Origin of the sequence: Streptomyces sp. CB02959 (genome assembly GCF_002803155.1) — a bacterium.
GTDB lineage: Bacteria > Actinomycetota > Actinomycetes > Streptomycetales > Streptomycetaceae > Streptomyces.
In genome coordinates this window covers 23,878-39,576 of sequence record NZ_NNBP01000027.1, presented here as the reverse complement: position 1 = coordinate 39,576, position 15,699 = coordinate 23,878, and the positions used below count along the sequence as shown (strand labels likewise).

General features: G+C 71.3%; 7 protein-coding genes. 5 read left to right on the top strand and 2 right to left on the bottom strand.

Annotation, left to right across the window (positions count from 1 at the left end):
- Positions 1–144: 144 nt before the first annotated feature.
- Positions 145–747 (bottom strand): DUF2867 domain-containing protein, encoded by a 603-nt coding sequence (locus CG747_RS34700; RefSeq protein ID WP_100605859.1) that lies wholly within the window; start codon positions 745–747, stop codon positions 145–147.
- Between the two features lie 107 nt (positions 748–854).
- On the opposite strand from CG747_RS34700, the gene CG747_RS34695 reads away from it, so the two are divergent.
- Complete coding sequence (locus CG747_RS34695; RefSeq protein WP_100605858.1) at positions 855–1,415, top strand: TetR/AcrR family transcriptional regulator; 561 nt, start codon at positions 855–857, stop codon at positions 1,413–1,415.
- Between the two features lie 629 nt (positions 1,416–2,044).
- On the opposite strand, the gene CG747_RS34685 is transcribed toward CG747_RS34695, so the two are convergent.
- Positions 2,045–2,689 (bottom strand): LysE family translocator, encoded by a 645-nt coding sequence (locus CG747_RS34685; RefSeq protein ID WP_100605856.1) that lies wholly within the window; start codon positions 2,687–2,689, stop codon positions 2,045–2,047.
- Between the two features lie 453 nt (positions 2,690–3,142).
- Between CG747_RS34685 and CG747_RS34680 the strand changes: the two genes are divergently transcribed.
- The 4 genes from CG747_RS34680 to CG747_RS50785 all read left to right on the top strand — a co-directional run bounded on the left by CG747_RS34680 (position 3,143) and on the right by CG747_RS50785 (position 15,671).
- Positions 3,143–5,320, top strand: coding sequence for a PBS lyase (locus CG747_RS34680; protein ID WP_146022200.1), 2,178 nt, complete (start codon positions 3,143–3,145; stop codon positions 5,318–5,320).
- Positions 5,321–5,397: 77 nt separating this feature from the next.
- Positions 5,398–5,676, top strand: a complete 279-nt coding sequence (locus CG747_RS50790; protein ID WP_308303827.1) for a BCCT family transporter — start codon at positions 5,398–5,400, stop codon at positions 5,674–5,676.
- Positions 5,677–5,850: 174 nt separating this feature from the next.
- Complete coding sequence (locus CG747_RS34675) at positions 5,851–13,095, top strand: non-ribosomal peptide synthetase (RefSeq protein ID WP_100605942.1); 7,245 nt, start codon at positions 5,851–5,853, stop codon at positions 13,093–13,095.
- Between the two features lie 2 nt (positions 13,096–13,097).
- Entirely contained in the window at positions 13,098–15,671 is a 2,574-nt protein-coding gene (locus CG747_RS50785) for an FAD-dependent monooxygenase (RefSeq protein ID WP_100605854.1), read from the top strand.
- The last annotated feature ends 28 nt before the right edge of the window (positions 15,672–15,699 follow it).

Sequence of the window (15,699 nt, the reverse complement as noted above, 5' to 3'; positions counted from 1 at the left end):
GCGATGCCGTGGATCGTTACCCGAAGCGGCGATCGTGCGGACTGCAGAGGGTGTTCGCACTCTGCTGTGCTTGGCGGTGGAGCCGTGGCGAATGCAGTGGGAAGTGCCGTGCGGACCCGCCGAACAGGCCACGGTGGCATCGCGTCAGCGCGCGCCCCGCCTGGCGGCGTTCGCCTGCCACTGGCGGGCGATGGAGCGCATCAGTGCCGGGTACACCCCGACGTACCGGAAAGGCTTGATCGCGGCCATATAGAGGGTTCCGAAAAACCCGTTCGGCTTCACCAGGACGGCCATCTGGCCGCGGTAGCCGCCGGACCCGTCCGGGACCCAGGCGATGTGCATCACTGCGTGCACGGTCTTGTTGCCCATCTCGGCGGCCCACTCGTCGTCCCTCAGATAGAGGGAGGTGAACGGGGACGAGCCGAGGTCGGGACCCTGGGGGCCCTCCCGAAGGTCCTTCGGCAAGCGGTCGTGCAGGGAGGGCAGCCGGGTGCCGATGCCGGTACCGGACTTGTCCCAGCCGAGCAGCGCCCCGAGCTTCCAGCGGACGGCGAAAAGCACGCGGGAGACGGCACCTTCTCCGCTCACCCCGCCGCGGATTCCTTCGGCGATCTGGCGTACCAGCCACACCAGGTCGTCGGGTCCGCCGGGGGTGGACAGTGCCCACACGTCCTCAACCGTGAAGTCGCCGGCGATCTCGTGGATCCGCCAGGGGCGGTCGGTGTGGGCGGTTCGGGGAAGTCGCATGAGCAGGCCCCTCTCCATGCAGGTATCTATACGGTGGCGTATAGATCGAGCATAGAGCCATTTATACGCCCCCGTATACTTGGCGGGGACGTGAGGAGGCACACACCATGGGCGCGACGCGCACGCCACGCGGCAAGTGGATCGAGGAAGGCTTGCGGGCACTCGTTGCAGGAGGCCCGGAAGCGGTCCGGATCGAGGTGCTGGCGCAGGCACTCGGCGTCAGCAAGGGTGGCTTCTACGGGTACTTCCGCAATCGGGACGCGCTGCTTACGGAAATGCTCGACACCTGGGAGTACGAGGTCGCCGAGAGCGTGATCGAGCAGGTGGAGAGCGGCGGGGGAGATGCCAGGACCAGGCTGGAGCGACTGTTCGCCATCGTCGCTGCCGCCACCGACGGGCCGGTGCGGGGCACCACCGCCGATCTGGCGATCCGCGAGTGGGCCCGCCGCGACGCCGCCGTCGCCGAGCGTCTGCGCCGCGTGGACAACCGCCGTATGGAGTACCTGCGTTCGCTGTTCTCCTCCTTCTGTCCCGATGAGGACGAGGTCGAGGTCCGCTGCATGATCGCCGTCTCGGTGCGCATCGGCAACCACTTCCACGCCGCCGACAACGGCAAGCACAGTCGCGCGGAGGTGATGGCGCTGATCAGGCAGCGGTTGTTGGAATAGCCCCCATTCGCGCAGTCGGACCAAGGGGTCGATGCTGTGGTGTCGCCGGGTCGGAGTGGGGCGTGGTGGGACTCGGTCGGGTGGCTGGTGTTCGACGAGTCGGGCGGTCGAGGCGTCGGCGGCGGAGTCGGTGTGCCGCCGACCTGGCCTGGGACGGCCACGCAAGAAGCCGGACAGTCTTGCGGCCGACAAGGCTTACAGCGGCGGTTCTATCCGCGAGTACCTGCGGACGGCGGGGAATCCGCCACACCACCCCGGAGAAGACCGACAGCCAGGCAGCCCGCCTGCGCAAGGGCGCACGTGGCGCACGGCCACCCGCCTTCGATGAGGACCGCTACAAGAGGCGCAACACCGTCGAGCGGACGATCAACCGCTTGAAGCAGTCCCGGGCGGTCGCGACTCGCTACGACAAGCGCGGCTACGTTTTCCTCGGGACCGCCACCGCGACGTCCGTCGCCAGCTGGCTCCGAACATGACCTCCTGCTACGCGACCCAGCGGTAGACGCTCTGGTTCTAGCGCCGGGCGCTGCTGATGAGAACAGCCAGATCACTCACGATCGCGTCGGCGATCTCCGTGCCATGTTCGACCGGCCCCAGCAGGACCGGTGTCACAGGCGCGCGGGCATGGCTCAGGCCGAGACAGGCGTATGGGACAGGGCGGTGCGCAGCGCGAAGACGCCGAGCAAGCCGCCTGACGCGAACCGCTGAGCGGTCATCACGCGGGGTCGGGCGGCCAGAAACCCCGAAACCCGTGCTGCGCCCAGCATGATCAGAGCGTTCACGGAGATCCCCACGATGATCTGCACACCACCGAGCTGGAGCAGTTGCGCCCAGTCCGGGCCTGCCTGCGGATCCATGAACTGGGGAAGAAGCGCGGCGTACATGAGAGCGATCTTGGGGTTGAGCAGGTTGGTCAGGAGCCCCATCGAGAACAGGCGGACGTCAGAGACCGGAGCTAGGTCCTGGGCCGGGGCGAAGGGCGAGCGGCCACCGGGCTTGAGCATGGTCCAGGCCAGGAAGGCGAGGTAGGCGGCCCCGGCGAGCTTGACCACCGTGAACGCCAGCGGCACAGCGGCGAACAACGCGGACAGGCCCGCGGCCGCGGCCAGCAGGTAGCACAGGAATCCCACGGCAGTCCCGCTCAGGCTGACCAGGCCCGCCCTGCGGCCCTGGGTGATCGCGCGAGAGGCGAGGTGGATCATGTTCGGTCCCGGAGTCAGGGCCATGCCCAGTTCGACCAGGGCCACTCCTCCCACTGCGGCCAGACTGATCACCGGTCAACTCCTGATCGTTTACCGGGCACCTGGTACCCGGAGTTGGGCGGCGCCCGCCTGCGACGGGCGGCTGCGACGTATCGGAAGCTCCTGCATCGCCTGACTCAGGATACGGCCCTGCCGTTCGGTGTCTCCGTGCACCCTGACGCCAGCCAGCCAGCCAGCCAGCCAGCCGACGACAACAACGACTGCAGCCGGATCACCCACGATCGCGTCGGCCGCGTCGGCGCTCTCCGCGTGATCGGCCGGACGGGGCCTGTATCACCCCGTCCCACGACGGGTGGACCGGCATGGATGCCCACCCAGTCACCGGACCCGTCGGACACCGCCCAAGCCTGCGCGGAGCGCTGCCCGCCCGCCGCCGTCCGCGAGCACGTCGCCCGTTGCGGGGCCCGGAGCCACTGGCGACGGCCCCGCAACGGCCCGTCCGTGACGTGCGGCAGACTCGCGGTCATGTTCACGGGGATCGACGACGTCGACTGGGCGTCCATGGGCCATGCATACGGCGATGCTTCGGATGTTCCGGGCCTGCTGCGAGGGTTGGCGTCCTCGGACGCGGCTGATCGGGAGGTGGCGCTGGACGGCATGTACGGAGCGGTGCACCACCAGGGGGACGTCTACGACAGTACGGTCGCGTGCATCCCCTTCCTGTTCGAGCTGGTGGCGACGGACGGCCTGCCGGGTCGGGGCGACATCGTCGATCTGCTGCGCAGCGTCGACGGCGACGGCCGGGACGTGGAAGAGGGCGACTTCTGGTCCGACGACGAGGAGGAGTACGCGGCATGGGTGGCGATCCTGGCCCGCGCGGAGTCGGAGACGCGGGCGCACAGCGGGGTGCTGCTGGAGTTGCTCGACGACGCCGACGCCGGGCTTCGGCGGGCGCTGCCGGGTGCACTGGTGCAGTTGCACGACGATCCCGATGCGGTGCTCGCGGCGCTGTGCCGGCGGCTCGTCGTGGAACCGGACGCGGGTGTCGCGCGGGCCCTGGTCGCGGCACTGGGCGAACTGGGCATCCGCAACGCGACTTGGGCCCGGCAGACGGGAGATGCCCTGGCCGCGCTCCTGACCGGTGACGGCGGCCCGACGGCGACGGATCCCGGGCTGCGGTTGGCGGTCCTGGCGCAACTGGCGCGCCGGGCACCCGATCGGCTGCCCGCGCGTACGGTGGAGATCGCCACCGCCGCGATGCGGGAGGCCCGGGACAGGCAGGGCGAGGGCCCGGCGTCCGAGGGCTTGGCGCCTGAGGACCCGGTGCCCGCCCCGCAGACATCGACGATGATCTCCTATCTGCGCCGGCTCAGGGCGTCGCACCGCGATGCGGTGCAGGCTCCCTGGGCGACCGAGTTGCTGGAGGAGCTGCACCATGCCTTGGACGACCAGGTCCGGGAGCGGTTCGCGCTGCTGGAGGACCAGTTGCGCAGCCCGGACTGGGGGCAGCGGCGTGCGGCGATCAACATGAGCGGTCTGCTGCTCACGGGGTGGCGGGGGCCCTACGAGGAGTCGGTGCGGCTGCTGGGCGAGCAGATGAAGGAAGCCGACCCCCGCATCGTGCGGTGGGCGGCCTCGGAGCTGGAGTGGCTGTATGCGATCGGCGGCCCGGCGGCCGAGGCGCTGGCCCAACGGGTGGCGGCCGGGCCGCAGTTCCCTGTCCAGGCGCGGTGGGACGAGACGTCCTACGGGGCGGCGCTGCGCGCACTCGCGGCGCAGGGCGACCCGCGGGCCGTGCCGGGGCTCATCGACGTGCTGCGGCGGGGACACGTACCGGAGGAGCTCGGTGACTGGATCGGCCGGATGGATCCTCGTGCCGCCGCGCCGCTGACTGCGGTGCTGGTCGGACGGCTCACCGGGAACCTGTCCGGGGAATCGGGGGAGTCGGCGGGAGCGGGGGAGTCGTCCCCTGCCACGGAACATCTGCTCAAGGCCGCTGTCGCCGGCGGCTCGGCCGAGGCGTTGGGGCCGATCCTGCACCTGTTGCGAACCCCGGAGGACGTGGGCGGAGCCGTGTTGGGCGCCGCGCTGCAGGCAGTGGTGCGGCTGGGCGCGGCGGCCCGCGAGGCGCTGCCCGCGCTGCGGCGGCTGACCGTGGACGGCCGGCCGCGGCATCGCATCGACGCCGCCGAGGCACTGTGGTCGGCCGGGGGCGAGATCGAGGCCGTCCTGCCCGTCCTGTCCGAGAGCCTGTCGGCGGAGCACTGGTGGGAGCGGCATTCCGCGCTGGGGGTGATCGGCCGGATAGGACCCGCCGCCGCTCCGCTGCTTCCCCCACTGCGCCGGCTCGCGGCGTCGCCCGAGGAGAACGGGGGCTGGGTCGCGGGCGTCCTCGCGGTGGCGATGTGGCGGGCCGGAGCGGACGCGGAGGAGTCCATGCCCACGCTGCTGCATGCCTGGTCGGCCCATCGCGACAACCGTCCGGACGTGGCCGGCGCGTGGGCGCGGATGGGCCCGGCGGCCACCGCGGCCGTGCCCCTGCTGCGCCAGGAGGTCGCCGCCGTCCGACGTCACAACAACTCGGGCGGCACGGGCCGGATCCGCTACCGCTGCGCCGACGACGAACGGCTCCTACGGCACGCCCGCGCGGCGCTCACGTCGTGCGGGGAGGAGCCGCCTTCGTCGATGCCGGTTGGTGGTTGAGCTCTGCGGGCTCGGCCTGCTCCGGGCCGCACCGGGGCGTGATGGGGCCGAGCACGCTCAACTACTGGGCGTGGTGATTGTCCTGGGCGCTCTTCGTCGGCACCGTCCTCGCCCGCGTCTCGCATGGCAGGGCCATCCGCGAGTTCCTCGTCGGAGGGCTCGTCGGCTGGTCAACGGGGCGGTGGGGTCGCATGCGCGAACTCCTCTCAACGGCCCGGGAGGGGGAGGGGCAGGCCCGTCCGACGAGGGGAGAAGCAAGCCGTGCCTGGGAAGCCCGGCGCGTGGATGGGTGGAGTCGCCTGCCTGCCTTCCTGCGTTGCGGTTTCGGACAACTTCTGGTGGGACGGTGGGTGTGAGGCAGGTCTCCGATCCGACCGACCGAAGTGATCACTGTGCTGATCCCGGAGGTGTCGGGACCGGTATGTGGGTATAGGGGAGCTCATACCGATTGGCGTGAAATCACACCTCTTCGCCTGATCGGTATCGGAGCCTGCCAAATTGCCTGTCACGACTAGCGCATGATGCGGATCATGAATAGGACAGTCGCTGCCGGCGCGACCCCCCGTGACCCGCGGGCGCAGCCACAGCAACATCCGCAGAGCCCACTGACCGCCTATCAACGGGACATCTGGGCCGCCGGTTCGCAGGCTCCGCAGTCGCCGCAGTTCAACTGCGTACTCCACGAAAGCTTACGCGGCCCGGTCGATCACGAAGTCCTCGCCAGGTGCGTCGAGCACGTACTGCACCGCCATACGACGTTCCGACTGCGGTTCGCGGAGCACGCGGGCAGCCCCCTGCAGTGGGTGGCGGACGAGGCGATTCGGGTCGGCCGGATCGACCTGTCACACGAGCTCGAACCGCAGGCGGCCTGTGCCGAGTGGATGCGGCGCTCGATGGCGACGGCACTGCCGCTCACCGAGGGCGGCGGGCTGGTCGAGGCCACGCTGCTGCTGGAGGGCCCGGACGTCACGCATCTGCACGTCAAGGCGCACCACATCGTCGCCGACGGCTGGACCATCAACCGGCTGAGCCACGAGATCACCGAGGACTATGCGCGGGCCACGGGCGCCGGCGGACAGGGCGCCGCCGACCCCTGCGCGTCGTCCTCCTACCTGGCACTCATCGAGGAGGAGGCGGCCTACCGTGCCGGTGCGGCGGGCGACCGCGACCGCGCCTTCCATCGGGAAACCCTCGCCGGTGTGGAGCCCGCACTGTTCACCCGCACCCCGGGCGGGGACCGCCACGGCCGCCACTCGTTCGTCGTCGACGGCCGCGTCGTCGAGCAGGTCCGGGCCGCCGGACTCGCGCCGTTCGCCTACGTCGCCGCCATGTTCGGCACCTGGCTGACGCGGCTGCACCGCAGCCCGGAGGCGGTCCTCGGCGTCCCCTTCCTCAACCGGCCGGAGAGCCACCACAAGGGCACCCTGGGCCAGTTCGCCAACACGCTGCCGCTGCGACTGCCGGCGCACGGAGGGCGGACGGTGCGGGAACTGGTCGCCGACACCCAGCAGTCGATCGTCGACCTCCGGCACCACGAACGGCTCTCCCTCGGTGATGTCCTGCGCGAACTGCCCACGACCGCCGGAGGACCCCGCCAACTCTTCGACGTCACGCTCTCCTACCTGCACTGGTCGCGGCCGGCACCCCTCCCCGGAGTGGCGCGGCAGACGGCCATGATGGCCCCCTCGCACGAACAGGACGCCCTGGGCGTCACGGTGTCCGCCTTCGCCGACACCGCCGACCTCCGCATCGATCTGGACTACGCCCAGGACGTCTTCGACCAGGACCTGCCCATCGCCGCGGTCGCCGGCCACCTCAGCACACTGCTCACGCACGGTGTGGACATGCTGGACCGGCCCGTGACGGACCTGCCGATGCTGACCGCCGCCGAATACGAGGACCTCACCTCGGGGCGCAGTCACGGGCCGACCGTGCCCTATGCGGAAGAGGCCACGCTCCAGGGCCTGTTCGAGGAGCAGGCCAGGCGCCGCCCGGGTCAGCCGGCCGTCATCGACGCCGCGGGCGAGCACCTGACCTACGCCGAACTGGACGAACGGGCCAACCGCGTCGCCCGGTCCCTGCGCGAGGAGGGCGTCGGCCCGGGCGACCGGGTCGCGGTGACGATGGAGCGGGGGCCCCGCCTGCTGGTGGCGCTCCTCGGCGCACTGAAGTCCGGGGGCGCCTACGTACCGGTGGACCCCGGCTATCCAGCGGACCGGGTGCGGTTCCTGCTTGAGGACAGTCGCGCCAAGGTGGTGATCACCGACGGCGAACGGTCTGCCACCGCGGTGCCCGCGGGGACGACGGTGCGGCATATCGAGGAACTGCTGCGTTCGAGCGGCGCACCGCTCCCGCCGCTCGGCACCTCCCGTGACCTGGCCTACGTCATCTACACCTCCGGATCGACCGGCCGCCCCAAGGGCGTGATGGTGGAGCACCACAGCGTCGTCAACCGCCTGGCCTGGATGCAGCGACGCTATCCGCTCGGCGACGGCGACGTCCTGTTGCAGAAGACGCCGGTCTCGTTCGACGTCTCGGTGTGGGAACTGTTCTGGTGGGCCGTCGAGGGCGCCGCGGTGGCCCTGCTGCCGCCCGGCGGCCAGCAGGATCCACGGCAGATCCTGCGGACCCTCCGCGAACAGCGCGTCACCGTCGTGCACTTCGTACCCTCGATGCTCGGTCCGTTCCTCGACCTGCTCCAGGCGTCACCGGAGGCACGCGAGGGCCTGCGCTCGCTGCGGTATGTCTTCTGCAGCGGCGAGGCCCTGCCGCCCGAGCGCGTCGAGCAGTTCAACGACGTCTTCGGCGCATCCGACGCGGGGTGCCGGCCGCGCCTGGTGAACCTGTACGGACCGACCGAGGCCACCGTCGACGTGTCGTACCACGACTGCCCCGGCGACCCGGCCCGCGGCATCGAGCGGATCCCGATCGGCCGGCCGATCGACAACACCCGGCTGTATGTGCTGGGCCCCGATGATCTGCCCCAACCGGTGGGCGTCGCAGGTGAGTTGTGCATAGGCGGAGTCGGCGTCGCCCGCGGGTATCTGGACCGCCCGGAACTGACCGCCGAGAAGTTCACCCCCGACCCGTTCACCGCCCGTGGTCGCATCTACCGCACCGGTGACCTCGCGCGATGGCTGGCGGACGGCACCCTGGAATACCTCGGGCGGATCGACGGCCAGGTGAAGATCCGGGGCAACCGCGTGGAGCTGGGCGAGGTCGCAAGCGCCCTGCGCGCGGCCCCCGGCGTACGCGACGCCCTCGTCACCGACCACACCACCCCCACCCGCGGCACCCGGCTCATCGGCTACTACGTCGCCGATGACGCCATCGACCCGGTACACCTGCGCGAGCTGCTCGCACGGACGCTGCCGGCGTTCATGGTCCCGGCCTCCTTCGTGCGGATCGACGCCGTTCCGCTGACCCCCAACGGCAAGGCGGACCGCCGCGCGCTGCCGCTGCCCGAGGACACGCCGGCCACCGGTCAGCAGCCGCGCAACCGCACCGAGGCCGTCCTGGCCGGGATCTGGGCCAGGGTGCTGGACCGGGAGACCGTCGGCGTCCACGACGACTACTTCACCCTCGGCGGGGACTCGATCCTCATGCTCAAGGTGCGCGCCCAGGCCGAGGCGCAGGGACTGCGGTTCTCCCTGACCGACCTCCTCCGCAACCCCACGGTCGCCGGACTGGCCACCCGCGTCGACAACGGGACGGGGCCCACCGGCGACCAGGGACTCGCGCCGTTCGCCCTCATATCCGGCGTGGACCGCGCCCGCCTGGAAGACGCCCAGGACGCCTGGCCGCTCACCCGCCTCCAACTCGGCCTGATCTACCACAGCCGCCAGCACGCCACCTCCGCCACCTACAAGGACGTCTTCCGGTACACCCTCGAACTCCCGTGGGACGAGGACGTCTTCCGGCGGTCCTTCGACAGACTGGTGGCACGCCATCCGGTCCTGCGCTCGACCTTCGCCCTGGCCGGCTTCTCCGAACCGTTGCAGATCGTCCACGCCCGGACGGCCGGCGGCCTGGACGTCGTCGACCTGCGCCCGCTCGACGGCACCGCCGCCGACACCGAGGTCCGCGCACACATCGACGCCCGCCGCCGCCACGCCTACGCCTTCGACCAGGCACCGCCGTACCTCTTCCGGGCACACATCCGGCCCGACGGCGTCGATCTCGTTCTCAGCTTCCACCACGCGCTCCTCGACGGCGGAAGCGTGGCCACCCTCCTACAGGAACTCCTCCAGGACTACGCGCACGGGCTGGGCATGGGCATCGGCCCCGTCGACGATCCGCAACCGCCCACCGCGGCCTCCTTCGTGCAGCACGAGCGCGAGGCCCTGGCCTCCCCGCAGGCGCAGCGGTACTGGCGAGAGAAGCTGGCCGGCTGCGAACCCCTGCAGATCGAAGCGTTCACCGCGCACCTGCCCACCGCCGACCGCGAACCGCTCACGCACCGCGCCGACCTCTCCGGCGAACTCGTGGCGAAATTACGGAAGTTCGCCGCCGAACAGCGCCTGCCGGTCAAGTCCGTGCTCTTTGCGGCACACTGCCTGACACTCGCCGTGTTCGCCGGCACCCACGACCTGACCACCGGACTGCTCACCCACGGTCGGCCCGAACTCGCCCACGCCGAACGCACCGCAGGGCTCTTCCTCAACGCCCTGCCCGTGCGCCTCGATGTCGCACAGGCCACCTGGCTGGACGTGGCACGCGAAGCCTTCCACCAGGAACGGGACAGCCACCTCCACCGCCGCTACCCGCTCAGCGCCATCCAGGAGGACCACGGCGGCCTCGTCCTGGACACCGCCTTCAACTACGTGCACTTCCACCAACTGGCCGAAGTCCTCGACCTGCCGGACGTCCACCTGCGGTCCTTCCGCACCTGGGAGGAGACCAACTTCCGGCTCCTGGTCAACGCGGTCACCGAACCCGACGGCGGACGCGTATGGCTGCGGATCGACGGTGACGGCGACACGCTCTCCGCCGACCAGGTGCGCCTGTACGCCCACGCCTATGCGCGGATCCTGCGCACGATGGTGCAGGACCCGCACGCCGAGCCCGACTTCGCCTTCCTCGCCGACCGGCCGGTAATCGCCCCGGCCACGCCCCACCCCACCGTCGTCGACCGCTTCACCGATCAGGCCACCCGCACCCCGCACGCGACGGCCCTGGTGATGGGGGAGGAGCGGTGGAGCTACGCCCAACTGGCCCGGGAAGCCGACACGGTGGCCCGCCACCTGCGCGCACTCGGCGCCCCGCCCCAGGCCCGCATCGGCATCGCCATGGACCGGTCACCCCGGACGATCGCCGTCATCCTGGGCGTGCTGCGAGCCGGCGCGGCCGTGCTGCCGCTCGACGTCGGCTACCCCGCCCAGCGGCTGGCCCACATGCTCGAACAGGCCCGGCCCTTCCGCGTCATCGCCCACGCCGCCCATGCCCACCTGCTCCCCGACCCCGCGCTGCTGCTGCCCGCCGAGTCGACGACCGAACCGGCCCCGGACCAGGCCGTGGACCTGCCGTCCCACATCCCCGCCGACAGCACCGCGTACGTGCTGTTCACCTCCGGCTCCACCGGCCGGCCCAAGGGCGTGACCATGCCGCACCGCGCCCTGGCCAACCTGGTCGCCTGGCAGATCCGGGCCGTCACCGGTGTCCCGGGCGGCGCCACCTTGCAGTACGCGCCGCTCAGCTTCGACGTCTCCTTCCAGGAGATCTTCTCCACCCTGTGCTCCGGCGGCACCCTGCACCTGATGGGCGACGCCGAACGACGCGACATGCCAGGTCTGCTGCGGCGCATCGACCGCGAGGGCATCGAGCGGGTCTTCCTGCCCTACGTGGCCCTCCAGCAACTGGCCGAGACCTCACAGGCACTGGACATCACCCCCCGGGCGCTGAGGGTGCTGATCTCCTCCGGCGAACAACTCCGCATCACCCGGGAGATCCGCGGACTGTGCGCGGCACTGCCCGGCGCCGTCCTGGAAAACCAGTACGGACCGACCGAAACCCACGTCGCCACCGCCTTCACCCTCAGCGGCGACCCGGCCGCGTTCCCCACCCTGCCCCCGATCGGCAGCCCCGTCGACGGCGCCGAGGCCCATGTGCTGGACGACCGGCTGCGCCCGGTGCCCGCCGGAGCGCGCGGCACCCTCTACCTCGGCGGCGCCTGCCTGTCCGACGGCTACGAGGGCCGACGCGACCTCACCAAGGAACGCTTCATCCCGCACCCCTTCGCCTGCGGCGACCACCTGCTCTACGACACCGGCGACCTCGGCCTGGTGCTGGCGGACGGGACGATCGCCTACGCCGGACGGTCCGACACCCAGGTCAAGGTGCGCGGCCACCGCGTCGAACCGGCCGAGGTCGAACTGGCCCTCAACGGCCTCGCCGACCGCTACCCGGGCCTGCGCGACGCCGCGGTGGTGGCCAGGCGGCACGACAACGGCGACTGCTTCCTCGTGGCCTACCTCGTGGGCGACGACGACACCGGCGCGGACCTCACCGACATCCGCCGGGACCTGCGCGCCACCCTGCCGGACCACATGGTGCCCTCCCACCTGCAATGGACCGCGCACCTCCCGCTGACCCCCAGTGGGAAACGGGACGACGCCGCCCTGCGCCGCCTCCCGCTGGCCCCCACCACCGACGCCACCACGGACGAGCCGCGCGACGCCTACGAAAGCACCCTGGCGCAGATGCTCGCGGACCTGCTGCACCGGCCCGCCCTCGGCGTCCACGACAGCCTCTTCGACCTGGGCGGCACCTCGCTCACCGCGATGCGCCTGGTGGTCCAGATCGAGCAGCGCTACGGGGTGAACATCCCGCTGGCCGAGTTCATCGCGACCCCGACCGTGGCCGGACTCGCGGCGCGACTGCGCGCGGGCGACGCGATCGCCACCTACGACCCCCTGGTGCCCATCCGCCCGCACGGCACCCGCCCGCCGCTGTTCATGGTCCACCCCATGGGCGGCAACGTCCTGTGCTACCTGCGCTTCGCCCGGCACCTCCCGGACGACCAGCCGCTCCACGCCCTCCAGGCGGCCGGGGCGGACCCCGGCACCACGCCGCTGCACACCGTCGAGGAGATCGCGGACAACTACCTCACCGCGCTGCGCAAGATACAGCCGCACGGCCCCTACACCCTCGGCGGTTGGTCCTTCGGCGGCTTCGTCGCGTTCGAGATGGCCCGCCAACTGCGAGCCGCGGGCGAGGAAGTGAACCACCTGGTGCTCCTGGACACCACGGCGCTCAGCCAGGGCGAACGCCGCCGCCACGACGACGACGCACTGCTGGGCTGGTTCTTCTGGGAGCTGCTCTGGCTGGAACGCGGCGGCGACTCCCCCCTGGAGGAGATCCCGCGCGAACTGACCACGCTGGAGGAGAAGTTCGACTTCATCGCCCGCCTCGCCACGGAGATCGGGGTGCTGCCGGCCGGCAGCTCCGGGGCCGTCATCCGCCGGCTCTTCCGCGTCTACCAGGCGAACTGGCAGGCGACGTTCGCCTACCGGCCCCGGGCAACGGACCAGGAACTCACCCTGATCCGCGCCCTGGAACCCCTGCCCGACGTCCTCACCGCGATGCACGGCGCGGCCGGCAGCCGCCACACCGACGCGACCAACGGCTGGCGCGACATGACCGACGGCCCGCTGCACGTCGTCGACGTACCCGGCGACCACCTCACGATCATGGAAGAACCGTACGTCCAGCACGTGGCGAAGACGGTCGCGGACCTGATCCGCACCTCACCCGACCGGCCCCACCAGGAGAACTGACCATGCCCAACCAACAGCCCCTCAAGGCCCTCGTCATCGGGGCCGGCATCGGCGGCCTGACCTGCGCCACCGCCCTCCGGAAGGTCGGCATCGACGTGGCGGTGTACGAGCGCGCCACCGAGCTGCGGGCCGCCGGCTCCGGCCTGTCGGTCATGAGCAACGCCCACACCGCACTCGGCACGCTGGGCATCGACCTCGGCCTGGACAAGCGCGGCCAGGTCGCGGAGTCCTTCCTGGTCCTGGACGAGCGCGGCCGGACCATCAGGGACCTGCCCTTCAAGGAGGTCTGCGACCAGGTGGGCGCCCCCAGCGTCTGCCTGAGCCGCTCGGACCTCCAGGAAGCCCTGCTCGAAGCGACCGCGGACTGCCCCCTCCACCTCGGTGCCGTCGCCACCGGCTTCCAGACCGACGACACCGGGGTCACCGTCCGATTCGCCGACGGCCGTGCCGCACACGGCGACCTCCTCATCGGTGCCGATGGATTCCACTCGGCCGTCCGCGCCCAACTCGTCGGATCCGAAACCTCCCAGGACAGCGGTTACGTCTGCTGGCTCGGCGTCGTCCCCTTCGAGCACCCCCGGCTCACCCCGGGCTGCGTACGCCACTACTGGGGCAGCGGCCAGCGCTTCGGCCTCATCGACATCGGCCACGGCCGCGTCTACTGGTGGGGCACCAAGAACATGCCCGCCGAGCGCTCCCACGCCTGGGACGGCACCAAGGACGACATCACCCGGGCATACGACGGCTGGGCCGACGAAGTGCGGGCCGTCATCGAAGCGACCCCGGCCGCCGACATCCTCGCCGTGCCCTCCCGCGACCGCGCCTTCCTGGAACGCTGGGGAGAGGGCCCCGTCACCCTGCTCGGCGACGCCGCGCACCCCATGCTGACCGCCCTCGGCCAGGGCTCGGCGATGGCCATCGAAGACGCGGTGGTCCTCGCACACACCCTGGCCGAGCCGGGAGCCCGCGACGACCTGCCGCTCGCCCTGCGCACCTACGAAGAACGCCGCCGCGACCGCACCCGCGCCATGGTCGAGACCTCCCGGTCGATGAGCGACCTCGAACAGGCCGACACCCCCGCAACCCGACAGGCCCGGGACGACTACTTCCGCCTGACGCCACATCAGGAACTCGCCCGGCAGAACGCCCAGGCCCTCACCTTCCCCGGCATCCCCTCCCCCCAACCCCGCGTCCGACGCGCCCTCAGCCCGCTGGAGCGCTGGTACTGGATCGCCGACCGGACCTCACCGCTCAACGCCGTCTTCCGGACCCGGCTCCACGGCCACCTGCAACTGCCACTCCTGCGCCGTGCCCTGGAGGTCCTCCAGGCCCGACACCCCCTGCTGCGCGTTGCGATCAGCGGTGACGACGGGGGAGCGGCCGCCGCGTTCCGACCGCTGGCCGGGCAGCCGATCCCGCTACGGTACGTCCAGGTGCCGGCCGCCGCCCCCAACGCCGACACGCGTTGGGAACACGAGGTCGACGAGCACGAACTCGCCGAAGGCATCGACTGGCGCACCGGTCCGCTGCTGCGTGCCGTGGCGATCACGCGGGAGGGTGCCGAGCGCGCCGAGGACGTCCACGACCTGCTCCTGACGACATCGCATTGCATAGCCGACGGCATGACGGGACTGTCCCTGCTCAGGGAGTGGGCCGACATCGCCGCGCAGCTCACCGACGGACAGGAACCGGCGACCACGTCGCGTCGGGCACTGCCCGCCGCCGAAGACCTGCTGCCGCGCCACCTCCGGGGCCAGGCAGGGGACAGCCCCCTCGCCGCCCTCATGCGGCGGGACGAAGAGCAGCGCAGCCGACTCCGGCCACGGCGCATCACCCCCAGCCAACCGGTCCCCTTCCCCCTGCGGCGCACCCGGATGGTGCACAGGTCCCTCACCATCGAGGAACTGCGGCTCCTGGTGCGCGCCTGCCGACGGCACGATGCCACCGTGCACGGGGCCCTGGCCGCCGCCATGGTGACCGCCGTCGCCCAGGAGACGGGCGCGCAACAGCCGACCCACTTCTCCATCGGCTCCCCGCTCGACTTCCGCTCCGACCTGGACCTTGCCGTCTCCCACGACGAGGTCGGCAGCTACGCGGCGACCCTGCCCACCCACGTCCGGTACCAGCCCGGCGCGCCCCTGTGGGGCATGGCCCGCGCCATCAGCCAGGACCTGGCCGACCGCCGGCAGCGCGAGGAACACCTGGCCCTGGTCAACCTCCTGGACCAGGCAGGGCCCAAGACCTCGGCCGACGGCGAGGCGTTCATGCGCTACATGGACGAACAGGGCCCGCTCAACCTCACTCTCTCCAACCTCGGTCGCCATGACTTCCCCGACCGCATGGGCCCCTGGCGCATGTCCGACACCCAACTCGTCGCCGGCATCTCCGTCACCGGAGCCATCGTGGCGACCGCCGTCACCACCCACGGCCAGCTCGCCTGGAACTTCAGCTACGTCGACGGCATCGTCCCCACCCCGCGTGCCCACGCCTTCGCCGACGCATCGCTCCAGGCCCTGCGCTCCGCCATCTCGTCCGACGCCCCGGGCACTCCCGGCATTCCCGACACCGGCCACTGACCGGCAGATCGGCATCCACACCCCCACC

Bases quoted from the DNA above. Each gene is read 5' to 3' on its own strand.
- CG747_RS34675 (WP_100605942.1), top strand. From the start codon at position 5,851: ATGAATAGGACAGTCGCTGCCGGCGCGACCCCCCGTGACCCGCGGGCG.
- CG747_RS34695 (WP_100605858.1), top strand. From the start codon at position 855: ATGGGCGCGACGCGCACGCCACGCGGCAAGTGGATCGAGGAAGGCTTG.
- CG747_RS34700 (WP_100605859.1), bottom strand. From the start codon at position 747: ATGCGACTTCCCCGAACCGCCCACACCGACCGCCCCTGGCGGATCCAC.
- CG747_RS34680 (WP_146022200.1), top strand. From the start codon at position 3,143: ATGTTCACGGGGATCGACGACGTCGACTGGGCGTCCATGGGCCATGCA.
- CG747_RS50785 (WP_100605854.1), top strand. From the start codon at position 13,098: ATGCCCAACCAACAGCCCCTCAAGGCCCTCGTCATCGGGGCCGGCATC.